The sequence below is a fragment of the Mycobacterium sp. NTMscope_MAC_12 genome (genome assembly GCF_976985675.1).
In genome coordinates this window covers 4,299,809-4,325,131 of sequence record NZ_CDRJYY010000001.1, presented here as the reverse complement: position 1 = coordinate 4,325,131, position 25,323 = coordinate 4,299,809, and the positions used below count along the sequence as shown (strand labels likewise).

24 protein-coding genes, 1 pseudogene and 1 riboswitch are annotated in these 25,323 nt (G+C 67.2%); of the genes and pseudogenes, 16 read left to right on the top strand and 9 right to left on the bottom strand.

Translation table 11 applies throughout. The annotated features are described in order from the left end of the window. Positions 1-4: 4 nt before the first annotated feature. Positions 5-68, bottom strand: a riboswitch (guanidine-III (ykkC-III) riboswitch). 12 nt (positions 69-80) lie between these two features. Genes nagA through dacB1 form a run of 3 tightly spaced genes read right to left on the bottom strand, consistent with a single transcriptional unit; the run spans position 81 to position 3,784 of the window. Then, positions 81-1,193 carry an N-acetylglucosamine-6-phosphate deacetylase gene (gene nagA / locus AC0KS4_RS19925; RefSeq protein ID WP_238956752.1) on the bottom strand — a complete coding sequence of 371 codons (1,113 nt, stop codon included), beginning with the start codon at positions 1,191-1,193 and terminating at the stop codon, positions 81-83. Then, on the bottom strand, positions 1,184-2,536 hold the full coding sequence (locus AC0KS4_RS19920; protein WP_238956751.1) for a sugar porter family MFS transporter: 1,353 nt from the start codon (positions 2,534-2,536) through the stop codon (positions 1,184-1,186). Before AC0KS4_RS19920 ends, nagA begins: the two co-directional genes overlap by 10 nt. A 6-nt stretch (positions 2,537-2,542) precedes the next feature. Continuing rightward, complete coding sequence (gene dacB1 / locus AC0KS4_RS19915; protein ID WP_225329317.1) at positions 2,543-3,784, bottom strand: D-alanyl-D-alanine carboxypeptidase DacB1; 1,242 nt, start codon at positions 3,782-3,784, stop codon at positions 2,543-2,545. 147 nt (positions 3,785-3,931) lie between these two features. On the opposite strand from dacB1, the gene AC0KS4_RS19910 reads away from it, so the two are divergent. Further along, complete coding sequence (locus tag AC0KS4_RS19910; RefSeq protein WP_225329318.1) at positions 3,932-4,231, top strand: hypothetical protein; 300 nt, start codon at positions 3,932-3,934, stop codon at positions 4,229-4,231. A 68-nt stretch (positions 4,232-4,299) separates the two neighbouring features. Here AC0KS4_RS19910 and AC0KS4_RS19905 read toward each other — a convergent pair whose 3' ends face one another. Beyond that, the gene (locus tag AC0KS4_RS19905) at positions 4,300-5,661 is read right to left on the bottom strand and encodes an aspartate aminotransferase family protein (RefSeq protein WP_308193088.1); all 1,362 of its coding nucleotides are present in this window, start codon (positions 5,659-5,661) and stop codon (positions 4,300-4,302) included. 305 nt (positions 5,662-5,966) lie between these two features. Here AC0KS4_RS19905 and AC0KS4_RS19900 point away from each other — a divergent pair, with 305 nt between their 5' ends. The 12 genes from AC0KS4_RS19900 (at position 5,967) to AC0KS4_RS19845 (ending at position 18,101) form a co-directional block, all read left to right on the top strand. Further along, on the top strand, positions 5,967-6,752 hold the full coding sequence (locus tag AC0KS4_RS19900; RefSeq protein ID WP_275254197.1) for an IclR family transcriptional regulator: 786 nt from the start codon (positions 5,967-5,969) through the stop codon (positions 6,750-6,752). Then, complete coding sequence (locus AC0KS4_RS19895) at positions 6,745-7,674, top strand: dihydrodipicolinate synthase family protein (RefSeq protein WP_238956748.1); 930 nt, start codon at positions 6,745-6,747, stop codon at positions 7,672-7,674. Before AC0KS4_RS19900 ends, AC0KS4_RS19895 begins: the two co-directional genes overlap by 8 nt. Before the next feature lie 33 nt (positions 7,675-7,707). Further along, positions 7,708-8,157: a GlcG/HbpS family heme-binding protein gene (locus AC0KS4_RS19890; RefSeq protein WP_238956747.1), complete on the top strand. Its 450-nt coding sequence runs from the start codon at positions 7,708-7,710 to the stop codon at positions 8,155-8,157. Then, on the top strand, positions 8,154-9,551 hold the full coding sequence (locus tag AC0KS4_RS19885) for an MFS transporter (RefSeq protein WP_238956746.1): 1,398 nt from the start codon (positions 8,154-8,156) through the stop codon (positions 9,549-9,551). Before AC0KS4_RS19890 ends, AC0KS4_RS19885 begins: the two co-directional genes overlap by 4 nt. A gap of 2 nt (positions 9,552-9,553) precedes the next feature. After that, on the top strand, positions 9,554-10,771 hold the full coding sequence (locus AC0KS4_RS19880) for an LLM class flavin-dependent oxidoreductase (protein ID WP_238956745.1): 1,218 nt from the start codon (positions 9,554-9,556) through the stop codon (positions 10,769-10,771). Next, positions 10,768-12,099 carry an NtaA/DmoA family FMN-dependent monooxygenase gene (locus tag AC0KS4_RS19875; RefSeq protein WP_238956744.1) on the top strand — a complete coding sequence of 444 codons (1,332 nt, stop codon included), beginning with the start codon at positions 10,768-10,770 and terminating at the stop codon, positions 12,097-12,099. The genes AC0KS4_RS19880 and AC0KS4_RS19875 overlap by 4 nt, the downstream gene beginning before the upstream one ends. Beyond that, the gene (locus AC0KS4_RS19870; protein WP_238956743.1) at positions 12,080-12,844 is read left to right on the top strand and encodes an enoyl-CoA hydratase/isomerase family protein; all 765 of its coding nucleotides are present in this window, start codon (positions 12,080-12,082) and stop codon (positions 12,842-12,844) included. The genes AC0KS4_RS19875 and AC0KS4_RS19870 overlap by 20 nt, the downstream gene beginning before the upstream one ends. 632 nt (positions 12,845-13,476) lie before the next feature. Then, positions 13,477-14,736 (top strand): PPE family protein, encoded by a 1,260-nt coding sequence (locus AC0KS4_RS19865; RefSeq protein WP_238956742.1) that lies wholly within the window; start codon positions 13,477-13,479, stop codon positions 14,734-14,736. Positions 14,737-14,849: 113 nt separating this feature from the next. After that, the gene (locus tag AC0KS4_RS19860) at positions 14,850-16,202 is read left to right on the top strand and encodes a PPE family protein (RefSeq protein ID WP_275254195.1); all 1,353 of its coding nucleotides are present in this window, start codon (positions 14,850-14,852) and stop codon (positions 16,200-16,202) included. Between the two features lie 72 nt (positions 16,203-16,274). Then, positions 16,275-16,598: a DUF732 domain-containing protein gene (locus tag AC0KS4_RS19855; protein WP_238956741.1), complete on the top strand. Its 324-nt coding sequence runs from the start codon at positions 16,275-16,277 to the stop codon at positions 16,596-16,598. A gap of 44 nt (positions 16,599-16,642) precedes the next feature. Further along, the gene (locus tag AC0KS4_RS19850; RefSeq protein ID WP_238956740.1) at positions 16,643-17,572 is read left to right on the top strand and encodes a sigma-70 family RNA polymerase sigma factor; all 930 of its coding nucleotides are present in this window, start codon (positions 16,643-16,645) and stop codon (positions 17,570-17,572) included. A 34-nt stretch (positions 17,573-17,606) separates the two neighbouring features. Beyond that, the gene (locus AC0KS4_RS19845; protein ID WP_225329321.1) at positions 17,607-18,101 is read left to right on the top strand and encodes a PPOX class F420-dependent oxidoreductase; all 495 of its coding nucleotides are present in this window, start codon (positions 17,607-17,609) and stop codon (positions 18,099-18,101) included. A 75-nt stretch (positions 18,102-18,176) separates the two neighbouring features. On the opposite strand, the pseudogene AC0KS4_RS19840 reads toward AC0KS4_RS19845, so the two are convergent. The 5 genes and pseudogenes from AC0KS4_RS19840 to sdhC all read right to left on the bottom strand — a co-directional run. Next, positions 18,177-18,851: pseudogene (locus tag AC0KS4_RS19840) on the bottom strand (carboxymuconolactone decarboxylase family protein); the annotation flags it as partial. Positions 18,852-18,901: 50 nt separating this feature from the next. Continuing rightward, positions 18,902-19,699 (bottom strand): succinate dehydrogenase iron-sulfur subunit, encoded by a 798-nt coding sequence (locus AC0KS4_RS19835; RefSeq protein ID WP_225329322.1) that lies wholly within the window; start codon positions 19,697-19,699, stop codon positions 18,902-18,904. Beyond that, positions 19,699-21,453, bottom strand: coding sequence for a succinate dehydrogenase flavoprotein subunit (gene sdhA / locus AC0KS4_RS19830; RefSeq protein ID WP_225329323.1), 1,755 nt, complete (start codon positions 21,451-21,453; stop codon positions 19,699-19,701). Before sdhA ends, AC0KS4_RS19835 begins: the two co-directional genes overlap by 1 nt. A gap of 3 nt (positions 21,454-21,456) precedes the next feature. Then, positions 21,457-21,927 (bottom strand): succinate dehydrogenase hydrophobic membrane anchor subunit, encoded by a 471-nt coding sequence (locus tag AC0KS4_RS19825; protein ID WP_225329324.1) that lies wholly within the window; start codon positions 21,925-21,927, stop codon positions 21,457-21,459. Next, a complete protein-coding gene (sdhC, locus tag AC0KS4_RS19820) occupies positions 21,924-22,262 on the bottom strand; it encodes a succinate dehydrogenase, cytochrome b556 subunit (protein WP_008260009.1) in 339 nt (112 codons plus the stop codon). The genes AC0KS4_RS19825 and sdhC overlap by 4 nt, the downstream gene beginning before the upstream one ends. A gap of 283 nt (positions 22,263-22,545) precedes the next feature. Between sdhC and AC0KS4_RS19815 the strand changes: the two genes are divergently transcribed. From AC0KS4_RS19815 to AC0KS4_RS19805, 3 genes are read left to right on the top strand one after another with little or no spacing between them, the layout of a single operon-like run. Continuing rightward, entirely contained in the window at positions 22,546-22,947 is a 402-nt protein-coding gene (locus AC0KS4_RS19815) for a cytidine deaminase (RefSeq protein ID WP_238957375.1), read from the top strand. Continuing rightward, positions 22,947-24,230, top strand: coding sequence for a thymidine phosphorylase (locus tag AC0KS4_RS19810; protein WP_425326331.1), 1,284 nt, complete (start codon positions 22,947-22,949; stop codon positions 24,228-24,230). Before AC0KS4_RS19815 ends, AC0KS4_RS19810 begins: the two co-directional genes overlap by 1 nt. Then, positions 24,227-25,315, top strand: a complete 1,089-nt coding sequence (locus AC0KS4_RS19805; RefSeq protein WP_238956739.1) for an adenosine deaminase — start codon at positions 24,227-24,229, stop codon at positions 25,313-25,315. The genes AC0KS4_RS19810 and AC0KS4_RS19805 overlap by 4 nt, the downstream gene beginning before the upstream one ends. Positions 25,316-25,323: the final 8 nt, after the last annotated feature.

Genomic DNA, 25,323 nt, shown 5'->3' with positions numbered 1-25,323 from the left:
CTCCACGGCGCCGTCTTGTCGCTGGCCGGGTACGGGGCCCCTCGTCCGGTGTCAGGTGCTGACGTCTCTGATGATAACGCTCAGAGCCAGTCGCCGCGCACCATGACGGCGGTCACCCGCAAATCACGGTCGAGCACCACAAGATTGGCGTTATAGCCGGGCCGCAGGCTGCCCACGCGATCGAGCCCCAGCGCGCGCGCCGGCGTCGCCGACGTCACCTGAACCGCCGCGGCCAGCCCGGCGTCGGCGGCCACCCTGGCGAACAACTGATCCAGGGTGGCCGTGCTGCCCGCGATCGTCGACGTCCCCTGCACCCGCGCGACGCCGGAAACCACATCGATGCGCACCGCGCCGAGTCGATACGCGCCGTCGGCGCCGCCCGCTGCGGCGATCGCGTCGGTGATCACCGCGACCCGGTCCACGCCGGCCGCCTCGATGACCGCGCGCGCCACGTCCCGGTGCAGGTGCACGCCGTCGGCGATGAGCTCGACGGTCACCCGTGAATCCCGCAGCAACGCGAGCGCCGGGCCGGGCTCGCGGTGATGCAGCGGCGGCATCGCATTGAACAGATGCGTGCCGACCGTGGCGCCCAACGCGATGGCGTGCCGGGTCTGCTCGTAGCTCGCGTCGGTATGTCCCACCGCCACAACGACTCCCGCGTCCACGAAGCGCCGGATCGCGGCGTCGGCCCCGGGCAGCTCCGGCGCCAGGGTGACCATCTTGATCGCATCGCCGCCGGCGGCCAGCACCGCGTCGATCTCCGTTGGGTCCGGGTCGCGCATCTGAGCGGGGTCATGGGCCCCGCAGCGCGCCCGGCTCAGCCAGGGGCCTTCGAGATGAATGCCCGCGACGGTGCCCCGCCTGGTGGCGTCGGTGAGTGCGCGCACCCCGCTGAGCAATTCCGGGGGGGCGGCGGTCACCAGGCTGGCCAACGTGGTGGTGGTGCCGTGGCGCCGGTGGAAGGCAGCGGCGTCGCCGATGCCGTCGGCGTCGGTGTAGGAGGCCCCACCGCCGCCGTGCACGTGCATGTCGATAAACCCCGGCGCCACAGCGCAATCCGGGAAGTCCCGGTCGGGCGGGCGGGGCGGCGGCCCGGGCGCGCAGGCCGCGATTTGCCCGGCGGAGGTCTCGAGCCAGCCCGGCCGGCAGATCCGCCCGTCCAGGACCATGGTTCCCGCGGCGATCAGCCCCACCGGCCGCCGTTCTCCCAGAAGTGGCGGATGTCCTCGAGCTGGCGGCCCTTGGTCTCCGGCGCATACCGATAGACGAAGGCGAAAGCGATCAACGCGAGCGCGGCGAACGCCGCGAAAGTGCCTGCGCCGCCGAATGAATGCAGGATGGTCAGGAAGACGGCGGCGATGATGGCGTTGGCCACCAGGTTGGAGGTCAGCATCGTGCTCGACCCAAGCGACCGCAGCCGGGACGGGAAGCTTTCGCTGGCGTACACCCAGCCCAGCGAGCCGAAACCCATGGTGTAGCCGAAGATGAACAGCAGCACGCCCGCGAACCCGGCGACCGCGCCGCCGATCCCACGGCCGAACACGGCCATCAGCACGACGTCGGCGGCGATCATCATGGCGGTGCCGCACAACAGGATTGGCCGTCGGCCCACCCGGTCGACCAGCAGCAGCGCCGTCCCGACGGCGGCCAACCCGGCCACCTGCACCAGCGCCGGCAACCCCAGCAGCGCGAAATTGCCGGTGAAGCCCATGGCCTGAAATATCCGGGGGCTGTAATAGATGATCGCGTTGATGCCGGTGATCTGGATCAGGAAGCCGAGTACGACGACGAAGATGGTGGCCCGAAGATAGGGCCTGCGAACCATTTCCGGCAGCATCTCGGAGAGGCGGCCGCTGCCCTCACTGACCGCGCGGCCGATATCGGCCAGCTCCTCGTCGACCCGCGCGTCGGGCTCCACCCGCAGCAGCGCCCGCCGGGCGTCGTCAACCCGGCCTTTGAGCAGGTACCACCGGGCCGTGTCCGGCATCCGAATCACCAACGGCGCCAACAGGAGTGCGGGCACGCAGGCCAGCCCCAGCATCCACCGCCAGCTGTGCGTGCCGGCCAGCAGGTAGCCGGTCAAATAACCGACGATGAGCCCGCTGACGATCGCCAGCTGGTAGGCCGTGAGCAGCGAGCCCCGCACCGCGGTCGGCGCCGATTCGGCCACGTACACCGGGACGACCACCACCGTCACACCGATGGTCAGGCCGACGAGCAGCCGCGCCGCCAGCAGCATCGGCAGCGACACCGAGAACGCGGCCAGCAGCGCGAAAGCCGCGTAGGCGAACAGGATCAGTACCACCGACCTTTTCCTGCCGATCACGTTGGCCAGCACGCCGGCGCCGAGCGCCCCGATGATCTGGCCGAACACCACCATCGTCGTCAGCAGTTCCTGCTGCCGGGTGGACAGCCCGAAGTCCTCGGTGACGAACAACTGCGCGCCCGCGATGATGGACAGGTCGTAGCCGTAGATGAGGCCCACGCTGGCGGCGGTCAGCCCGACCAGCAGGCCGCTCCGCGATCCGGTGGCCACCGGCGGTCAGCGGTGCTGGGGTCGACGGTTCATCGAGCGCGCGGCCATGATCAAGCTAAACACGATGATGGCGCCGATGACAGCGACGCCCACCCGGACCGGCATGGCATCCGCCGAACCGATGATCGCCCCCGCGGCAGCGTTGGTGGCGAGCCGGTCGGCGGCGGTGTCGCTCTTGGCCGGCGCCAGCGAGGGGTCGGGCGCGACCAGTGAGCCGACCTGAGTGCCCTGCGGGGTGGCGAATCCGTAGTCCAGCAGATGCGCGGCCTGCTCCCACGGCGCGATCGGCTGCCGCGTCCCGTGCAGCAGCACCGCCACCAACCGCCGCCCGTCGTGGTTGGCCGCGCCCACGAACGTCTGGCCCGCGTCGTCGGTGTAGCCGGTCTTGCCGCCCAGGGCGCCGGGATACTTGTAGAGCAGCTGGTTGTCGTTCTCCAGCTCGTAGCCGGGGTGGTCGCCGTGGCCGGGGAAGTCGAAGGTCCGGGTCGCGACGATGTTGGCGAACGTGGGGTTCTGCCACGCGTAGCGATAGAACAGCCCGATGTCGTAGGCCGAGGTGCTCATGCCGGGCGCGTCCAGCCCCGACGGCGTCGCCACCCGGGTGTCCTGGCCGCCCAGCTTGGCGGCGAGCACGTTGATCTTCTCCAGCGCTTGCTGCATGCCGCCGAGCTGCATGGCCAGCGCGTGGGCGGCGTCGTTGCCGGAGTGCATCAGCAGGCCGTGCAGCAGCTGGTTGACGGTGAACACGCCGCCTTCCTGGACGCCGACCTTGGTGCCCTCGGCGGCCGCGTCGTCGGCGGTTCCGGAAACCGACTTGTTCAGGTTGAGCGTGTTGATGGCGGCCATCGCCACCAGCACCTTGATGATGCTGGCCGGGCGGTGGCGCCCGTGCGGGTCTTTGGCGGCGATGACCGCGCCGCTGTCCAGGTCCGCCACCAGCCAGGCCTCGGCGGACACGTCGCCCGGGAGCGGCGGCGTATTCGGCGCGGCGACGATGCCGCAACCGCCCAGCGCGTCACCGCCGACGGGCTTGGCGGGCACCGCCAGCGGGATCGGGGGGTCGCCGGCGGTGGGGACCTCCGACGAATCCACCGCCGCCGGGGTGTTCACCTTGTACGGGCAGTTCGTGGGTGCGGCGTTGGGTTCGGCGCCTGGTTCGGCCCTGGCGAGCGGCAAGGCAATCGTGGCCGGGGCGGCCATCAGGAAAAGCGCCGCTGCCAGGCATGATGCGGAACGTAACAGGGTCATCGTCTGTGCACATTAAGCGATCGGACGCCCGAATCCGGGGAGCCGCGCTGTGACTGATGAGACGGAAGTTACGAATTCCCCGGCGCGCGGGGCTCGCGTCGAACCCCTAGACTGACGGCTATTCCAAACGATGGGTTGTGGTCTCAGTTGCGGTCCCAGTTCCGGGGGGCCCGCGATGGCGCTGGCGCGTCGGGTCCCCGGCCGCTGAAGGATCTGCTCGCGCAGGTCGAGAAGGCAACGCAGGTTCGGCGGTCGGGGCTTGATCAGGTGTTGGCGGAACTGCAAGCGCATCGCGACACCACGACCGATCCCGACCTGCGGTCCGCGCTCGCGTGGCTGTGCAACGCGCAAACGCGGATCGCGAGCAACCCGACGCCGGCGCATTCCCGAGACGTATTGCTGGCCGCGTACGAGGTCAAGCGGGTCCTCGCTACAGCCACCGGCTAGCTCGATCACAGCGTGGTGGCTGCCACCGGACCGGGTTGATACGCGGTTCGCGCGCCATGCCCAGGACGTCAGAGTCGCGGTTGGATCTCCGTGAGCACCCCGCGAAGGATCGATTCGATGGTGTCGAATTCGGCCTGGCCGCTGATCAGCGGCGGCGCCAGCTGAATGACGGAATCGCCGCGGTCGTCGGTGCGGCAATACAACCCGGCCTCGAACAGGGACGAGCCGACCCGGGCCAGCAGCGGCCGGCGCTCGGCGTCGCTGAACGTCTGCTTGGTCGCCTTGTCCTTGACCAGCTCCACGCCGTAGAAGAAACCCTCGCCGCGCACGTCGCCGACGATCGGCAGGTCGAGGAGCTTTTCCAGGGTGGCGCGGAAGGCCGGCGCGTCGGCCCTGACGTGATCGTTGAGCCCCTCGCGCTCGAAGATATCGAGGTTGGCCAGCCCGACGGCCGCCGAAACCGGGTGGCCGCCAAAGGTATAGCCGTGCGGGAACATCGTCGCGCCGTCGTTGAACGGCTCGAACAAGCGCTCGCTGGCGATCATGGCGCCGATCGGTGAGTAGCCCGACGTCATTCCCTTGGCGCAGGTGATCATGTCCGGCACGTAGCCGAAGTCGTCACAGGCGAACATCGACCCGATGCGGCCGAACGCGCAGATCACCTCGTCGGAAACCAGCAGCACGTCGTATTCGTCGCAGATCTCGCGCACCCGCCCGAAATAGCCTGGGGGAGGCGGGATGCTGCCGCCGGCGTTCTGCACCGGCTCCAGAAAAACCGCCGCCACGGTGTCGGGGCCCTCGAAGTCGATCGCCTCGGCGATGCGGTCCGCGGCCCACCGCCCGAAGGTCTTCGGGTCGGTGTCGAAAGGTTCCGGCGCCCGATAGAAGTTGGTGTTGGGCACCCGGAAGCCGCCCGGCGTTACCGGCTCGAACGGCGCCTTGTAGCGGGGCAGTCCGGTGATCGCCAGGGCGCCCTGGGTGCTGCCGTGGTAGGCGACCGATCGCGAAATCACCTTGTGCTTACCGGGTTTGCCGGTGAGCTTGAAGTACTGCTTGGCCAGTTTCCACGCGGTCTCGACGGCCTCGGTGCCGCCGGTGGTGAAGAACACCCGGTTCAGATCGCCCGGCGTGTAGCCCGCGAGACGCTCGGCGAGCTCGATCGCCGTGGGGGTGGCATACCCCCACAGCGGGAAGAACGCCAGAGTCTCGGCCTGCCGCGCCGCGACCTCGGCGAGCTCGGTGCGGCCGTGGCCGACCTGCACGGTGAACAGCCCGGACAGGCCGTCGAGGTAGCTCTTGCCGCGGTCGTCGAAGATGGTGACGCCCTCGCCGCGGGTGATGATCGGCGGCGTGACTCCCGGGCCGTGCCGGGAGAAGTGCAGCCACAGGTTGTCGGTCATGGTGCGTGCGACTCTAACGCTCGGTTCGATTGCCCGGCTCCCAACTCGCGCCGTTCGGCGCTCGCCGTCGCCGCGCTGGGCTGCCGGCGTGGTGCGCCGCGCGGCTCATCTTTCGATCGGACAGATTGTATTGCTCCACCGATATTCGACATGGCCGCATGGCGGCGGCGCCCTGGCGCAGACGTGGTCGGGCATCGCCCGCTGAGCTGGCGCGATGCGCGATCGGTTCGGGCCGCTTGCGTGAGGTGGAGGTGGCGCCGGGATAGGGCAGCCCCTCCCATTGCCGACTTTGGCTCCGGTTCCCCACCCGCGTCGACGGCGATATCTTGCCGTGTATGCCTATAGATGACACTGTTTCTTACAAGGAAACGCTCCTGCTGGGTGGGCCGCTGAGTGCGGCGCAGAAGAGTCTGCAATTGATCGAGGCGCTGGCTGAGGCGGGACGTCCGCTCGGGGTCAGTGACATCGCTCGACGGGTCGGTTCTGCGCGTGGGACGGTGCACAAACAGCTGGCCGGATTGATCGCATCGGGCTGGGTCGAGCAGGACCTCGACGGGCGCTACGGCCTGACCCTGAAGGTGGCTCGGCTGGGCAATGCCGCGTTGGAACAGGCGGGGCTCGGACAGCGCATTCATTCGCTCCTCCAGCAGGTCGCGGCCCGGGTCAACGAGACGGTTTCGATTGCCGCACTGGGTGGCGATGCGGCGCTGATCATCCAGCGCGCCGAGTCCTCGCAGGTGCTGCATGCCGACATTCGGGTGGGTACCCGGGTAGCGCTCGACGGTGGCGCGTCGGGCCTCGTGTTATCGACGTTCGCACTCAACGAGGCCGAGCGTGACGAGCTGCGCAGTCGCGGAATCGCCGTTGCCCCAGAGGAAGTCGTCACCGCTGTCGAACGGGCGGGGGTCGCATACACCGTCGATAAGGTCGCGTCGGGAATCTCGGCGGTCTCGATTCCGCTCTACGACTCGCTTCGCTTCAAGACCGTCGCACTGACGATTTCGGGCCCGACACAGCGCCTCGATCCGGTCGTCGCGGAGCACGCATTGCGGCAGGGGCGTGAACACATCGTCCAAGCGATGTCCGTTGCCGTGATTGGTGAGGCGGCGCGTAGTGACTAGGCAGGCAGGCGCGCTGCGCGGCGTGATCGGTGCCGTGCTGACACCCTTCACCAGCTCGGGGTCCGTCGATGAGGTCAGGCTGGGCGGTGAGCTCGATCTACTGGTTGAGCACTGTGATGCGCTCAGCGTGTTGGCCGCCGAGGCATCCGAGTATCGGGCTTTGTCACCGGCGAGCAGGCGCAGGACCCTGGTCGCAGCGATCGAGCGCATCGGACGCCGGTCCTTGGTGTTGGCCGGGGCGACCGCGGGCTCCCTTTCCGAGACCGCGGAGCTCGCCGAACTCGCCGCCGCACATGGCGCGGACTTCATTCAGGTGTTGATACCGCGCCGGACGTGGGGTGGAGATCCCTCGCCCGATGAGTTGGTCGGCTGGACCAACGCCTTGGTCGAGGCGTCGCCGCTGCCGGTCGTGCTGTACCACAACCCCGGACATGGCGCCGACCCATCGCTGGAGACTCTGATCGAGATGTGCGCCGTTCCTGGCGTTGTCGCGCTGAAAGACAGTTCCCGCAACATCGCTCGGGTGCTGCGCGCGGTCGAGGAGATCCACCACGCCGGGCACGCCGCATACTTCGCCACGATCCAGCCGTTGTTGAGCGTGCTGTTGTCCGGCGGCGCGGGCGCGATGACGCCACCGCCGGCCACCCTGCTGGCGGCGAGCATTCGCGATGCGGTTGCCGACGGCGATCTGCGCCGGGCTACGGACCTACAGCGGAACGCCGCGACCTTCCCCGTGCGCTGGTCGGCCAGGTACGGGCTAGTGCCGGTGATGAAGGCGGCCGGGAATGAACTCGGTTACGACCTCGGCGATCCGGCGCCGCCGTTTTTCGCGGTGGCAGAGGATGACCGCCGCGCAATCGTGGCGTCCGTCGCCGCCTGGCCGCGCGTGACCGCGGCCGGCACCGCGACCGGCCGCGCATAGTCCAGCGCGTTCACACCAACGAGGAGGTCGCACATGCAGACAATTCGCCGCATCGGAACCCGCGAAGCGGAGAGGGTGATCGCCGGCGCGCGCCGGCGGGCCGGGCAGATCGGCGTGCCGATGTGCATTGCCGTGGTCGACGAAAGCGGAACACTCGTGCAGTTCATCCGGGAGGACGGCGCGAAGCTCACCAGCGTGTCGATTGCCATCGACAAGGCCTTCACCGGCGCGGGTGCCCGTAACTTGACGAGCTTCTACGGCCAGGTGTCCCAGCCGGGGGCACCGGCATGGGGCATCGACAAGACCAATGGCGGGCGCTTCTCGGTGATCGGCGGCGGCGCGCCGATAGTCGAAAACGGTGTCGTCGTCGGTGGTGTCGGCGTCAGCGGCGGCACCGCATCGCAGGACGAGGACGTAGCGCTGGCCGGCGTGGCCGAACTCGAATCGACCGACGCGAACCTGACCACGGTGGGACGCTCGTGACCGAGTGGCTGCCGCGCGATGCCCCACGGGCGCGCCGCCGCGGGTTCATCGGGGCCTACCTCGGCTGGCTGTTCGACGGATATGAGACCTTCGCGACCGTGCTGGTCGCCAGGACAGCCGTCGACGACCTGGTCGGCCCGCATACCGCTGTCGACCACCCGCTGTATGTGGGCGCAATTCTGTCGACGACGCTGGTCTCCTGGGCCGCGGGCGGGCTGGCGTCGGGTGTGCTCGCCGACCGCTTCGGCCGCCGCCGTGTCTTGCTGTGGTCGATCCTCTGGTACGCGGTTTTCGCCGGGTTGACAGCAGTGTCGCCGACCTACGTGGCCTTGATTGTCTTCCGCTTCCTGACCGGCTTCGGCATGGGCGCGGAGTGGGGTGCCGGCAGCTCGCTGGTGTCGGAGATCTCCGATCCACGCCGCCGCGGTGTACGTATTGCATTGTTGCAGAGTGGTTTTGGGCTTGGCTTCCTGGTCGCCACCGGAGCATGGCAGGTCATCAACGTCGGTGGCAGCGCCGACTGGCGATGGATGTATCTGCTCGGGGTGGCGCCGGCGCTGCTGGCAGGGTTCATCCGGCGCGGTGTTTCCGATCCGCAGCTGTGGAACGACTCGGACCGCCGCCGTCGTGACTCGATCGATCGCCTCGCGCGGGGCGAGGCGATCAGCGGCATCGACCGCGAGCTGGCCCGGCCGCTGTTGGTGCAGCTCCTCGGACGAGCCAAGTTCCGTAACCAGGTAGCGGTACTGCTGGTGGGGGCGCTCGCCAGCACGCTGGGTTGGTGGGCGGTATCGACGTGGATTCCGGCGTTTACGGGGCAGAAGCTGGGCGGGCGCGTGAGCGACCTGCCGACCTGGATCACTCTGGTCAATGTCGCCTACAACCTTGCCGGGGTCATCGGCTACCTGGCGATGGGGTGGCTCGCGGATTCTGTCGGGCGCAAGCCGGTGATCACCGCGTACTTCGCCGCGTCGGTGGTCACGACGCCGCTGTTATTCCATCTCCCGGAGAGCTGCGCAGCGCTGATCGGATTCGCGGCGCTCAACGGGTTTTTCACGCTCGGGCAGTGGACCTGGATGGCGTTGTATCCCAGCGAAGTCTTCCCCACACAGATCCGGGCGACCGCAATGACGGTGGTGTTCAACACCGCTCGGTTGGCAGCCGCGGCCGGTGCTCTTCTCACCCCCGTGCTGATCACCGCGTTCGGGTCGATCAGCACGGCGGCGATCGTGATCGGCTGCACGTCGTACGCGCTCGGGATGTTCGTCGCGCCGTTCCTCGGTCCGGAAACCCGCGGTCGAGCGTTGCCGGGTGTGCACACCCCGACCGATTCGGATCGCGAGCAGGCCGAGAAACCAGACTTGCCGCACGGCGTCGCGGTGGCGGAGGCATGACGATGAGCAATGCGTACCCGTCGCAGCCACCCTCGCCACGGCGCGCGAATCCCGAACTCCGCCATCCTTTCTCACCCGCCGAGGATCCGTCGAGCCCGTTGGCGCGCGTCTGCCGACAGCCGCTGATGTTGGGGCTGTTCTTGCCTACTCAGACCGGCGGCTTTTCGCAGTCGACGTTGCCACGCGCGACGCGCTGGGAGTTCGAGTACAACCGCGACCTGACGCTGCAGGCCGAGAGGTTCGAGTTCGACTTCGTGTTCGGACTGCAGCAGTGGACCGGTAAGGGTGGTTTCGGGGGCGAGATGAGCTACCGGGAAAACTTCCTCGACCCGTTCATTTCGACGGTTGCGCTTGCACCGCTGACCGAGCGGATCTTGACCATCTCGACCGTCCATGTCCTGTACGGCAATTGGCATCCGCTGCATCTCGCGCGATTCGCGGCGACCGCAGACCACATCGCCGGCGGTCGCTTCGGCTTGAACATCGTGACCGGGTATGACGCGCGCGAGCCGTTGATGTTCGGTATGCACCGCGTCGACCACGACGAGCGCTACGCCCGAGCCGATGAGTTCACCGCGATCATGGAAGACCTGTGGGCCGGTGTGGACAACCTCACCTACGACGGCAACTGGTACAGCCTGGACGGCGCATACGTGTCGCCGCGACCAACCCACGGCCGGCCGATCATGGTCTCGGCCAGCGCTTCACCCGCCGGTTTCACATTCGCGGCCAAGCATTCCGACATCGTGTTCACCTCCAGTCCGGCCGGCCCCGTATTCGACCGCGCAATCGAGCACCTGCCCGATCAGACCGCCCAGATCCGAGCCGCGTACCACCGCCACGGCCGCTCGCCCGGCAAGACGATCATCTTCCCGCTGGTGATCTGCCGCGAAACCGACGCCGAAGCCGTCGCTTACCGCGACGAGATCGTCGCCCGCCCCGATCTCGGTTCGATCGCGGCCTACGACGCCAGGCACCGCGACGGTGACGCGCTAGCGTGGCCCGAGCACGTCAGCGCCGACCGGATCCTTGGCGGCCACCTGCAGATCGTCGGTGGACCAGTCACCGTCGCCGACCAGCTGGAGAAACTGCACTGTGCCGGGATCGACGGAGTCCAGATCGGCTTCTACGACTACGAGCCAGAACTCGCGTTCTTCGCCGAGGCGGTCATCCCGCTGCTCGAGGCGCGCGGATTGCGGCTACCGAGGTCGAACTCATGAGTCCCCAGGGCTCGGCAGATGGATCACTGGTGTTGATGGCGACAATCATGGGCCTGGGTTTCCACCACGGCGCCTGGCGTGCACGTCAAGCGCCGGCCACCGATTACCTGACGGCCGCGATGTATCAAGACGCGGCGCGGACCGCCGAACGCGGCAAGCTGCACGCGGTGTTTCTTGCCGATACCCTCACCAACGCCGAGGAAGGCACCGACCGCCCGGCGCTCGGCGCGATGGACCCGGCGGTCGTCCTCGCGGCTATGGCCACGGTGACCGATCGGGTGGGGCTGATCGGCACGGCATCAACAACATTCACCGAACCATTCGAATTGGCTCGGCGCTTTGCGACGCTGGACCACCTCAGCGGCGGGCGCGCGGGCTGGAACGCGGTCACCACCTTCGTGCCCGATGTCGCCGAGAACTTCGGCGGCGCGCGACTGCCCGATCGCGCGCAGCGCTACGACCGTGCCCGCGAATTCATCGACGTGGTTCTCGGCTTGTGGTCCAGTTGGGATCCGGGAGCTTTGATCGGCGACGCGGCCAGCGCAACGTTCGCCGCCGCCCACGGCGTTCGCCCAATCAACCACATCGGGAAGCATTTCCGAGTCAAAGGACCCTTGCCGCTGCCGCGCACCCCGCAGGGGAGGCCCGCGGTGATCCAGGCCGGCTCGTCCGCGGCGGGCCAGGACCTCGCCGGCCGCTACTCCGACGTTGTCTTCACCGCGCAAAACGTGCTCGAAGCGGCCATCAACTTCAGGGACAAGATTCGCGAACGGGCACGCGCCCACGGCCGCGAACCCGACCGCGTCAAAGTCGTTCCCGGACTGCTGGCAATTCTCGGTGAGACCGACGAGGACGCGCATCGCCGCAAGTGCGAACTCGACGAACTCGGTGGTGTGGGGCCGGAACTGAAAAAGCTGGCACGGCGAATCGGCGTGCCAGTCAGCGCGCTGGACCTCGACGCCCCGCTACCCTTGCATCTGCTCGAGAACGACGAAAAATTCGCCGGCTCAGTTGGATTTCGTGCCGCTGCTGTGACGCTCGCGGTGCGGGAGCGGCTGACCGTCCGAGAGCTGCTGCGCCGCAACGGCGGTGGTCATCTACAAGTGGTCGGTACCGCCGAGCAGGTGGCAGACACCATTGCGTTGTGGCACCGATGCGGCGCGGCCGACGGCTTCAACCTGATGATCGACTCCATCCCCACCGGCCTTGTTGACGCGGTCGAGCGACTGGTCCCTGTCTTGCAGGATCGAGGGTTGTTTCACACCGACTACGCACACACCACGCTGCGAGCCAATTTAGGAGTTGCCGATGACCGAGCCCAGACCTGACGACCGCGCGGTCCGCCTCGAACTGGCTGACACGGTAGCGACGATCACCTTCGATGCGCCGCACCGCGGCAACCGGTTCACCGTCGCGACCATGCTCGCCTTGATCACCGCGCTGGAGCGCGCATCCGGGCAAGCCGTCGTTCTGGTACTGCGTGCCACCGGCCCCGACTTCTCTTTCGGGCGAGACTCAAGCGAGCGCATTCCCGGCCTGTCGAACGTCGAGGCGTTGCGACTGATCACCAGTGTCAACGCGCTCTTGCGGAACTTCACGGGCGTCAGCATTGCTGTGGTCCAAGGACATGCCCTTGGCTTCGGAGCGGGACTGGCACTGCAGTCGGACATCACGCTCGCGACCGAGGACGCCGTGCTCGGGTTCGACGAAATCCTGCATGGTCTGGCGCCGCTCGTGGTCGTCGACTACCTACGCAGCTACGTCGGGCCCAAGCTTGCCACCGAGCTCGTAGTTACCGGCCGACTGTTGACCGCGATAGAAGCACAGCGGGTCGGCATGGTGAACCGCATCGTGCCCACGCGGTCGCTGGCGAGCGAAGCTGATGCCTTGGTCGACCACCTCCGTCGACGGCCGGCTGGTGCGCTGCGGCTGCTGAAACGCTTCACGCACGACACCGTGGCCGGTGCCGTGACCGATCCGGGTGAGGAAGCGATCACTCGTCTGGATAACTGGCTGTCGGCTGGCCGTCCAGATGTGCCGCCCGCCCCAGCGGCGGTGCTGGCGATGCCCTGAAAACTCCCGTTAATGGGCTACTTGGTTACAGGTCAACACTTTTCACGAATACCCGAGAGGGGAACGGCAACGGAAAAGATTTAGGTTATAGCAACAGCCGGGCCATGACGCCATCGTCGGTCCGGCAGCCAACCGGCCGGAAGTGATAACTGGCCCGCACTGAATTCGCAGTCCCAAAAATGCTTTTTGCCCGCCGACATGTCGTGGCAATCATTCTTAGGTGTTTCACCGCCGCTCGGACTTGGGCCGTGAATTATCCAGCAGCATAACGCCTTTAGCCTACTACTTGTAGCGGGATAACGGCTAAAGTCATTGGGGTGCAGTGATATTCACGCCAGCGCCACAGTACTCTGCTGTTGTTGATCCAGCGCTTCTGCTCACAATGGGTTCGTCGACAAACGTTAGATACAAACATGTTTCACAACTATTCCAGCCGACCCGAAACTTGTCGGATCGCATCAAGGGGAATAAAACCATTACCGCCATGATCCATTGCAACTTATGCTCGGTGACACGAGACTAGCCGGATCTGTTTCCGCAAATCCGTTGTCTGACAATCAATCAACGGCGTATACCTTCCCGCTCTGACAAGTATATGGCCGGCGATAGCACGTATCAAAGGGTTAAAGCACATGGATTTTGGGGCGTTACCCCCGGAAATTAATTCAGGCCGGATGTATGCCGGGCCCGGACCGGCGCCGCTGCTGGATGCGGCCGCATCGTGGGATGAGCTGGCTGCCGAATTGCGCTCGGCGGCAACGTTATATAGCTCGGTCATCGACGAGCTCGCAAGCCGGTCGTGGCAAGGGCCGTCGTCGGTGTCGATGACCCGGGCGGCGGCACCGTTCATAGCGTGGATGGCCAGCGCCGCGGCCAAATCGGAATTGACGGCCAATCAGGCCCGCACCGCTGCCGTGGCGTATGAGACGGGGTTTGCGGCCACCGTCCCCCCGCCGGTTGTCTCAGCCAACCGCAGCAGGTTGGCGGCGCTGGTCGCTACCAACCTGCTGGGACAAAATACCCCGGCGATCGCGGCGACCGAAGCTGAATATGCGGAGATGTGGGCCCAGGATGCCACCGCAATGTACGCCTACGCCGAATCATCGGCTGCCGCCGCCCAACTCGTGCCGTTCACCACGCCGCCGCTGACCACCACCGACTCCGGAATTGCAGGCCAGTCGGCCACGCTCGCTCGCACCAGCGCCGACTCGGCCAGTTCGAGCGCGCAGTCGCAACTGTCCCAGCTGAGCTCGCAGCTGACCGGTGCACTCCAAACCCTCGCCACCGGCACCAGTACCAGCACGACCTCGACACCGTCGTGGTTGTCGGGACTCGAAACCGACCTGTCAAACCTGTCCACGATCGTGTCCACCCTTACCGGCAACTACAGCCCGATCGGCGTGCTCAGCATTCCCGGCGGTTGGTGGCTGACCACCCAGCCGATTCTCGGTTTGGCTCAAAACGGGCCGGGCGTAGTGAGTCTGCTGTCCGGAGCCAAGCCCATCACCGGAGCGCTGGCACCACTGGCCACTGAACTCAGTTCGGTTGCCGTGAATCCGACAGGGTCCGCTGCCACCTCGCTTGCAGCGGCCGTGGGACGCGCGGACGCGATCGGTGCGCTGTCGGTACCGCCGCGGTGGGCCATCGCCAGTCCCCAGATCAGGCCGGTTGTCAGCGCGTTGACAACCGATTTCGCCGTTCCGGAGGCCGCCCTCAGTGGCGAGACGCTCCAATTCGAAGAGATGGCCATGTCAAGTCTGCTCGGACGCGGAATCGGCGCTGTTGGCGGCCGCGCGGTCAGCGTCGGCGCGGCTCGTACCGCCGGCGGCGCAGCTTCAGCCGATGCGGCCGGCACCACGATGATCGTTGTCGTCCCACCCGCGAAGGAGTGACAGTGGTTCGCTCTGGTCGAGGTCTGAGTTCGAAAAACATTATGTAGCAGTGCTATTCAACGATAGCAAAGGCGGGGACGCCATGAAGATAGTAGCTGAAAGCAGGAATTGCAATGGATTTCGGTGCCTTACCACCAGAGATTAACTCCGCGCGAATGTATGCCGGTGCTGGGCCAGAATCAATGCTGGTCGCTGCAGCGACCTGGGATGAGCTCGCCGATGAGGTGGAATCGGCGGCGGAATCGTACAGATCGGTGATCTCCGCGCTCGTCAGCGGGCCCTGGACAGGGCCGTCAGCGGCATCGATGGCGGGGGCGGCTGCGCCGTATGCGGTTTGGCTGTCGCAGACCGCTGCCCAAGCCCACGAGGCGGCGATTCAAGCCACGGCGGCGGCCGAGGCTTATGCAACCGCGTTCGCGGCCACCGTTGCACCATCAGTGGTCGCGGCCAATCGCAGCCTGCTGGCCGCGCTGTTGGCCACCAACATCCTCGGGCAAAACGCCGCGGCTATCGCCGCCACCGAAGCCGACTACGCCCACATGTGGGCCCAAGATGCCGCCGCGATGTACACCTACGCTGCGGCCTCGGCGGCTGCCACCCGACTGACCGCGTTTTCGGCGCCACCGCAAACCACCAACCCGGCAGGGTCTGAGGCCGAAGCCAGGGCAGCCGCCGAAGACGCAGCGTCGTCCACCGGCACCGGCGCTCAGTCGGGTCTTTCCGGTGGGCCACTGGATTGGCTGTCGCAGCTTCTGCAAGAGCTCGCTAATGCCAGCACGTCGTACAACACCACCGTCGGAAAGCTGCTGAACAGCCTGACGGGATCGTCATCGACAACGTCGATCTATCAGTCGATGATGGGCATCCTCGGTTCTTTCGGCAGAGTCAATCTGTTAGCCAATGACATCACCAGCATCCCCAGCATGAGTTTTGCCGAAACCAGGGCGTTCTTCCACCCCGTTGTCGCGGTATCCGAGATAGCAAAATCCACACTCGGAGCCGGACTACATCCCCTCTCGCCTGCGGCCGGGGAAGTGAGGGCCGGGCCCATGTCGGCTGGGCTAGGACAAGCCACCACGCTGGGAAGGCTGTCCGTGCCACCGAGCTGGACGGCGAATGGCCCGGCGATCCGGCTGACCTCGGCCCCAATGCCTCAAATCGCCCAGCCCGTGGTGCCCGCGATGAATTTCGGTGCGCCCCCAGTTGTCCCAGGCGCGGTAGGCAGCGCAACAGGAAGCGCCATTGGGTCACGTCACCGCGTCAACGGCGGGGCCGGTAAACGCAGCCGAGCTGCTGCCGTCGCGATGTCCAACACGCCGGGCGAGCTCGGCGATGTTTTCTCCCACGTGCAGGAGCACCCCGACGCTATCCAGCACTGGCAAGTTAGCTCGGCCGGGCTTGATGACCTGCTCGCCAACTTGTCCGAGAAGCCCGGCATCCACGCGATCCACATTCACGGCCGGTGAAACACGTTCGCCCCACCCGCACGGCCTTCGGCGAAAACCGGCGAGCCTGAACGAATTCTCGATCGGAGGACCATGAAACTGCTGTCGTCAGTGACCGCCCTCGGTGCCGCGATGTTCATCGCCGTTCCCGCTCATGGCGATACCACAACCACCAACTCTGCAACTGGTGCCGACGAAACCTTCCTCGCCGCCCTGCGCACAGCGGGCGTTGGCTACAACAACGCGGACCGGGTGGTCGCGGCCGGTAAAGCCGTCTGCGGATTGCTCGGCGGCGGCGAACCCGGCCTTGAGGTCCTGGAGGACCTCAAGGCCAACAATCCAGGGTTCACTATGGACAGCGCAACACTGTTCGCGGCCATCGCAGCGCGGTCGTACTGCCCCCAGCAAGTGGAATGACCCCACGTGCTCTTGCCGACCTGCGAATCTCCTACGCTGGTGCCATGACCTCAACGCAGGTCAACGAATTTGAGTCGTTGCGGCCGCATCTCATGTCGGTCGCCTACCGGCTGACGGGCACCGTGGCCGACGCCGAGGACATCGTCCAGGATGCCTGGCTGCGCTGGAACCGGCAGAACCCCGAAAAGGGAACAGAGATCACCGACCTGCGGGCGTGGTTGACGACGGTGGTGAGCAGGCTGGGCCTGGACAGGCTGCGCTCGGCCGCGCACCGTCGCGAGACCTACACCGGGAACTGGCTGCCCGAGCCGGTGGTCACCGGGTTCGGCCCCCCTGCTTCCGAAGCCGATCCGCTGTCCGCGGTGGTGGCCGGCGAGGACGCCCGGTTCGTGGCGATGGTGGTGCTGGAGCGGCTCTCGCCGGATCAACGGGTCGCGTTCGTCTTGCACGACGGGTTCGACGTGCCGTTCGCGGACGTGGCCGTGGCCCTGGGCACCAGCGAGGCCGCAGCCCGGCAGCTGGCCTCCCGGGCGCGCAAAGCCGTCGCGGCCGAGCCGCCGCCCGAACCCGACCCGTCGCACAACGAGGTGGTGGGAAAGTTGTTGGCCGCCATGGCCGCCGGTGATCTGGAGGCCGTGGTCTCCTTGCTGCACCCGGACGTCGTTTTTACCGGCGATTCGAATGGCAAGGCGCCCACGGCGGTTCAGGTCATCCACGGCCCGGACAAGGTGGTCCGGTTCATGCTCGGCCTGGCAAACCGCTATGGGCCCGCCTTCTACACGTCCTACCAACCGGGACTGGTCAACGGCGAGCTGGGCATCTACACCGCCGGCTTCCCCGCCGCCGAGGGCTATCGCGAGATGTGCCCGCGGATCATGGCGATGACGGTGCGCGACGGAAAGGTCTGCGCCCTCTGGGATGTCGCCAACCCGGACAAGTTCACCGGGTCTCCGCTGCGGCGAGAGCGGCCTTAAGTCAGTCGAGTCAGGCGCAGATTGGAGAGAGCACATGGCCGGCAGTGTCGCCGAGACGATGGGCAAATTGATGTTCCGCGGTATGGACAAGATCCGCCACCGCAGCGCCTTCGACGTCGGCGCTGCGACTCCACGAGGTAAGGACTTCACCGGTTTCGACCAAACGCGGCAAATCTTGCTGGTGACGTTCAAGCGTTCCGGCGAGGCGATGCCGAGCCCGATCAATCACGGTGTCGCCGACGGAAAGATCTACGTGCGAACGGATGCCTCCACCGGAAAGGTGAAGCGGATCAACAACAATCCGCGTGTCGTTGTGGTGCCGAGCGGTCTCCGCGGCAAGCCCAAGGGGCAAGCGGTGGCCGGGATAGCCAGGATTTTGCCCGAGTCCGAACATGCCCACGCGTACAAGGTCATTGCGGCAAACTGGAGTCTGCCGATGAAATTGTTCGAGCGCAGTCTGGACAAGGGCAGCGCGGCGTTCGGTATTCCGACCACCTACATCGAGATCGAACCTGCCCAAGAGGGTTAATCAGCCCACGCCCTGGCTTGCTAGCCCACGGGCGACGACCCGCTGCGCCCGGCTACGCCGCGCTCGCGATCGTCGCTAGCCCACGGGCGACGACCCGCTGCGCCCGGCTACGCCGCGCTTGCGATCGTCGCTAGCCCACGGGATCCGGCACGCGTCACCGGAATTGAAGCCCTGCTCGGTGATGCCCAGCGCGGAATTCACCCGCGCCCGCATGTTCTCCAACCCGATCTGGTAGGTCAGTTCGAACACCCCGGCGTCGCCGAAGCGGGCCCGCAGATCGTCGACCTGCTCGTCGGTGACGGTGTGCGGGTCGCTGGTCATCGCGTCGGCATACGCGATGGCGGCGCGCTCGTCGTCGTTGAAGGCCGGCGAGGTGGCGTAGTCGTCGATCTCCTTGAGCCGCTCCACGTCCAGGCCGTCCAGGCGCTGCAGCATCGATCCGAAGTCGACGCACCACGAGCAGCCGATCTGCCGCGCGGTCCACAGCACCGCCAGCTCACGCACGCTGGCCGGCAGCGTTTTCGACGCCCGCTCGACCATCGTCTCGTGCATGGCGCTGGCGATCATCAGCTTGCGGTGGTGGGCGGCCACGGCGAACGGTTCGGGAACTTGGCCGTAGCGCCGCCTGGCGACGCGGTACATCGCCCGGATCAGCAATCCGGCGCGCTTGGGGGGCAGGGGCTCGATGCGGGTTTTCTGTGTCATACCCGTCAGACGAGACAGCCCGGCGATGTGTGACGAGCAGACGCGCAATCGCATGTTCGGGGGCCGAACCGTGCGATTCTGCGTCTGGTGGCCGATCAGCGCGAGAACATGATCGCGCGCTTGACCTCTTGGATCGCCTTGGTGATCTGGATGCCGCGCGGGCAGGCCTCGGTGCAGTTGAACGTGGTGCGGCACCGCCACACGCCGTCGACCTCGTTGAGAATGTCCAGGCGCTCGGCGGCGGCCTCGTCGCGGCTGTCGAAGATGAAACGGTGCGCGTTGACGATCGCCGCCGGGCCGTAGTAGCTGCCCTCGTGCCAGAAGATCGGGCAGCTGGTGGTGCACGCCGCGCACAGGATGCACTTGGTGGTGTCGTCGTAGCGGGCGCGGTCGGCCGGGCTCTGAATGCGTTCGCGCGTCGGCGGGTTGCCGGTGGTGATCAGGTACGGCTTGACCGCGCGGTAGGCGTCGAAGAACGGCTCCATGTCGACCACCAGGTCCTTTTCGACCGGCAGCCCGCGGATCGGCTCGACCGTGATGGTCAGCGACTTGCCCGCCTTCTTCGGAAGCAGGTCGCGCATCAGCACCTTGCACGCCAGCCGGTTGACGCCGTTGATCCGCATGGCGTCCGAGCCGCACACACCGTGCGCGCAGGACCGGCGGAAGGTCAGCGTCCCGTCCAGGTAGCTCTTGATGTAGATCAGCAGGTTCAGCATCCGGTCGCTGGGCAGGCAGGGCACCCGAAAGCTTTGCCAGCCACCGGTTTCCGCGTAGGCATCGGGCTGATCGGGGTTGAACCGGGCGATCTTGACGGTCACCATCACCGCCTCGTCGGGAACCGGCGGCAGGGGCGGTTCCAGGCTCTCCACCTGCGGCTCTGCAACGTCCGTCATCAGTACTTCCGCTCCTTGGGTTCGTAGCGCGTCTGCACCACGGGTTTGAAGTCCAGCGCGATGTCGCTCAGCAGATCGCTGCCCTGCTTGTAGGCCATGGTGTGGCGCATGTAGTTGACGTCGTCACGGTTGGGGTAGTCTTCGCGGGCGTGCCCGCCGCGAGACTCCTTGCGGTTCAACGCCCCGACCACCGTGACCTCGGCCAGCTCCAGCAAGAAGCCCAGCTCGATGGCCTCCAGCAGATCGCTGTTGAATCGTTTCCCCTTGTCGTGCACCGTGATTCGGGAATACCGCTCCTTCAACGCGTGGATGTCGGTCAGCGCCTGCTTGAGCGTTTCCTCGGTGCGGAACACCGCGGCGTTGTTGTCCATCGACTGCTGCAACGCGTTGCGGATGTCGGCGACGCGCTCGTTGCCGTGCTCGCTCAGGATGTCGCCCACCCAGCTGACGACCATCGCCGCCGGCTCCGGCGGCATGTCGACGAAGTCGTGCCCCCGTGCGTAATTGGCGGCGGCGATGCCGGCCCGGCGGCCGAACACGTTGATGTCCAGCAGCGAGTTGGTGCCCAGCCGGTTGGCGCCGTGTACCGACACGCACGCGCACTCGCCCGCCGCGTACAGCCCCGGGACTGTGGAGGTGTTGTCCCGCAACACCTGTCCGGTGACGGTGGTGGGGATGCCGCCCATCACGTAGTGACACGTCGGGTACACCGGGACCAGCTCGTGCACCGGGTCCACACCCAGATAGGTGCGGGCGAACTCGGTGATGTCGGGCAGCTTCGCCGCGAGCACATCCTCACCGAGGTGGCGGACGTCGATGTAGACGTAGTCCTTGTGCGGGCCGGCGCCGCGGCCCTCCAGGACCTCCAAAACCATTGAGCGGGCGACGATGTCGCGCGGTGCCAGGTCGACGATCGTCGGGGCGTAGCGTTCCATGAACCGCTCACCCTCGCCGTTGAGCAGCCGGCCACCCTCGCCGCGCACGGCCTCGGAGATCAGGATGCCCAAACCGGCCAATCCGGTCGGATGGAACTGGTGAAACTCCATGTCCTCCAACGGAAGCCCCTTGCGGAAGACGATGCCGATGCCGTCACCGGTCAGGGTGTGCGCGTTGGAGGTGGTCTTGTACATCCGGCCCGACCCGCCGGTCGCGAGGACGATCGCCTTGGCGTGGAAGACGTGGATCTCGCCGGTGGCAAGCTCGTAGGCGACCACACCGGTGGCCACCGGCCCGCTCGGCGTTTGGGTGAGCACCAGGTCCAGCGCGTAGAACTCGTTGAAGAACTGCACGTCGTGGCGGACGCAGTTCTGATACAGCGTCTGCAGGATCATGTGGCCGGTGCGGTCGGCGGCGTAACAGGACCGGCGCACCGGGGCCTTGCCGTGGTCGCGGGTGTGCCCGCCGAAGCGCCGCTGGTCGATGCGGCCCTCGGGGGTGCGGTTGAACGGCATCCCCATCTTTTCCAGGTCGAGCACCGCGTCGATGGCTTCCTTGCACATGATCTCCACCGCGTCCTGGTCGGCCAGGTAGTCGCCGCCCTTGACGGTGTCGAAGGTGTGCCATTCCCAGTTGTCCTCTTCGACGTTGGCCAGCGCCGCGCACATGCCGCCCTGGGCGGCGCCGGTGTGGCTGCGGGTCGGGTAGAGCTTGGTCAGCACCGCGGTGCGCACCCGCGGACCCGCCTCGACCGCGGCGCGCATGCCCGCACCCCCCGCACCGACGATCACCACGTCGTATCGGTGTTGCTGGATCATCGGTCAGCCTCCGATATTCGGGTCGAATGTCAGCAGCACGTAGGTGCCCAGCACCAGCGTGAACCCCATCGACAGCAACAGCAGGCTGTTGAGCCAGAACCGGGTGCTGTCCTTGCGGCTGTAGTCGTCGATGATGGTGCGCAGGCCGTTGCCGCCGTGCAGCTGCGCCAGCCACAGCAGCGCCAGGTCCCAGAACTGCCAGAACGGCGACGCCCAGCGCTGCGCCACGTAGTTGAAGTCGATGCGGTACACGCCGTTGTCCCACATCAGCATGATGAACAGGTGGCCGATCGCCAGCACGAACAGCGCGATGCCCGAGAACCGCATGAACAGCCAGGCGAACTTCTCGAAGTTGGGGATGCCGGCCCGGCGCCGCGGCGAGCGGGGATTGTCCAAGCTGGCGGGCCGGTCGTAGAAGCGCTGTTTGACGGGCGCGGTCTGGCCGCGCGTCAGCTGAAGGTCGGGGCTGCTCATCGGAAGTGCTCCATCATGTGGATGACGGTCACGACGCCGGCCGGGACCATCAGCAGCAGGAACACGACGCCGACGATCCAGAACATCAGCCGCTGGTAACGCGGCCCCTCGGACCAGAAGTCGATCAGGATCACCCGGATGCCGTTCAGGCCGTGGAAGAGCACGGCGGCGATCAGGCCGTATTCCATCAGGCCGACGATCGGCATCTGATAGTCGTGGATCACCGCGTTGTAGGTCTGCGGGCTCACCCGCAGCATCGCGGCGTCCAGGACGTGCACGAACAGGAAAAAGAAGATCGTCGCGCCGCTGATGCGATGCAAAACCCACGACCACATGCCGGGATCGCCCCGGTACAGGGTCCGCGGCGGCCTGCGTTTGCGCGAGGTAGCCGGTACGGGTGCCGCCGGATCCGCGGTTGTCGGTTGTGTAGTCACCCCAGTCCTCACCAGCCTTCTTGCGACCTTCATGCGACCCTCTTGCGGCATAGCGCGACAGTCACGCCGGGCACTTGAGCTTAGCTCGCACACGGTGTGGGTTGCGCCAATGTCCGTCAAGCGAAATGCCGTTTTGCGGCTAGGGTGACTGTCGGAAACGGCCATGGATGAGCGGAGTGGCGCGATGCCGGAGATCGACTGGAAAACGTTGCGGGACAAGGCAATCCAGGCATCGGAAGGGGCCTACGCGCCGTACTCGCGATTCCGGGTCGGTGCGGCCGCGCTGGTCGACGATCACCGGGTGGTCACCGGGTGCAATGTGGAGAACATCTCATATGGCCTTGGTCTCTGTGCCGAGTGCGCCGTGGTGTGCGCCCTGCATTCGACCGGCGGCGGCCGGCTAGTCGCGCTGGCGTGCGTGGATCAGCGGGGATCGGCGCTCATGCCGTGTGGGAGATGCCGCCAGGTGCTGCTGGAACACGGGGGTCCCGAGTTGCTGATCGACCATCCGGGCGGACCGCGCCGGCTCGGCGACCTGCTGCCCGACGCCTTCGGCCCCGACGACCTGGCCGCGGGGCGCGGCTGATGCCGCCCGCCTTCGACGCGCCCACGGTGATCAGGACCAAGCGCGACGGCGGCCGGTTGTCCGACGCCGCCATCGACTGGATCGTCGACGCCTACACCGCCGGCCGGGTGGCCGAGGAACAGATGGCGGCCCTGCTGATGGCGATCCTGTTGCGGGGCATGGATCGCGGCGAGACGGCCCGGTGGACGTCGGCGATGCTGGCCTCGGGCGAGCGGCTCGACTTCAGCGACCTCGGCGTGCCCACGGTCGACAAGCACTCGACCGGCGGGGTGGGGGACAAGATCACCCTGCCCCTGGTGCCCGTCGTCGCCGCGTGCCGCGCGGCGGTGCCGCAGGCGTCGGGCCGCGGGCTCGGCCACACCGGCGGCACCCTGGACAAGCTGGAATCCATCGCCGGGTTCACCGCCGCGCTGTCCAACCGGCAGGTGCGCGACCAACTGCCCGTCGTCGGCGCGGCCATCTTCGCCGCCGGTGACCTCGCCCCGGCCGACGCCAAGCTGTACGCGCTGCGCGACATCACCGCCACCGTCGAGTCACTGCCGCTGATCGCCAGCTCGGTGATGAGCAAGAAGCTGGCCGAGGGCGCCGGCGCGCTGGTGCTCGACGTGAAGGTCGGTTCGGGGGCGTTCACCGACTCGGAGGCGCAGTCCCGCGAGCTGGCGCGCACCATGGTCGAGCTGGGCGCCGCGCACGGGGTGCCCACCCGCGCGCTGCTGACGGACATGAACCGCCCGCTCGGCGCGACCGTCGGCAACGCCCTCGAGGTCGCCGAGGCACTCGAGGTGCTGGCCGGGGGCGGCCCGCCCGACGTGGTCGAGCTGACGGTGCGGTTGGCCTGCGAGATGCTCGAGCTGGCCGGGATCGACGGCCGCGATCCCGCCGAGACGCTGCGCGACGGCACCGCGATGGACCGGTTTCGCCGGCTCATCGCCGCCCAGGGCGGTGATTTGTCGGTGCCGCTGCCGATCGGTCGGCATGCCGAGACCGTGACCGCCGCCCGGGGCGGCACAATGGGCGATATCGACGCGATGGCAGTGGGGCTGGCGGCTTGGCGGCTCGGCGCGGGCAGATCCCGTCCGGGCGAGCGCGTGCAGTTGGGCGCCGGGATCCGGGTGCACCGCCGCCCCGGCGAACCGGTCACGGCCGGCGAGCCGCTGTTCACCCTGTACACCGACACCCCGGAGCGCTTCGGCGCGGCGCTCGCCGAGCTGGACGGCGGCTTCAGCGTCGGCGACACGGCCCCGGCTTCCCGGCCGCTGATCATCGATCGGGTCGTCGCATGACCGCGCCGCTGGGCCTCGAGCAGATCCGCAAGGCACCCAAGGCCCTGCTGCACGACCACCTCGACGGCGGGCTGCGCCCGTCGACCGTGCTCGAGATCGCCGGGCAGACCGGCTACGACGAGCTGCCCGCCACCGACGTCGACGAGCTGGCGACGTGGTTTCGCACGCGTTCGCACAGCGGCTCGCTGGAGCGCTACCTGGAGCCGTTCTCACACACCGTCGCGGTGATGCAGACACCCGAGGCACTGCACCGCGTCGCCTACGAATGCGTCGAAGACCTGGCCGCCGACTCGGTGGTCTACGCCGAGGTCCGGTTCGCGCCCGAGCTGCACATCGACCGCGGCATGTCCTTCGACGCGATCGTCGACGCCGTGCTGGCCGGATTCGCCGACGGCGAGAAGGCCTGTGCCGGCGCCGGCCGTCCGATCGTGGTGCGCCTGCTGGTCACCGCCATGCGGCACGCGGCGGTGTCCCGCGAGATCGCCGAGCTGGCAATCCGGTTCCGGGACAAGGGCGTTGTCGGCTTCGACATCGCCGGCGCCGAGGCCGGCAACCCGCCGACGCGGCACCTCGACGCCTTCGAGTACATGCGAGACCACAACGCGCGCTTCACCATTCACGCCGGCGAGGCCTTCGGCCTGCCGTCCATCCACGAGGCGATCGCGTTCTGCGGCGCCGACCGGCTGGGCCACGGGGTGCGGATCGTCGACGACATCGACGTGCTGCCCGACGGACGGGTGCGCCTGGGTCAGCAGGCGGCGATCCTGCGGGACAAGCGAATTCCGCTGGAACTGTGTCCGAGCTCGAACGTGCAGACCGGCGCCGTCAAGAGCATCGCCGAGCATCCGTTCGACCTGCTGGCCCGCGCCCGATTCCGGGTGACCGTCAACACCGACAACCGGTTGATGAGCGATACCTTCATGAGCCGCGAGATGCTCCGCCTGGTGGAGGCGTTCGGCTACGGCTGGAGCGACCTCGAGCGGTTCACCATCAACGCGATGAAGTCCGCCTTCATCCCGTTCGACGAGCGGCTGGCCATCATCGACGAGGTGATCAAGCCGCGGTACGCGGTGCTGATCGGCTGAGCCGCCGG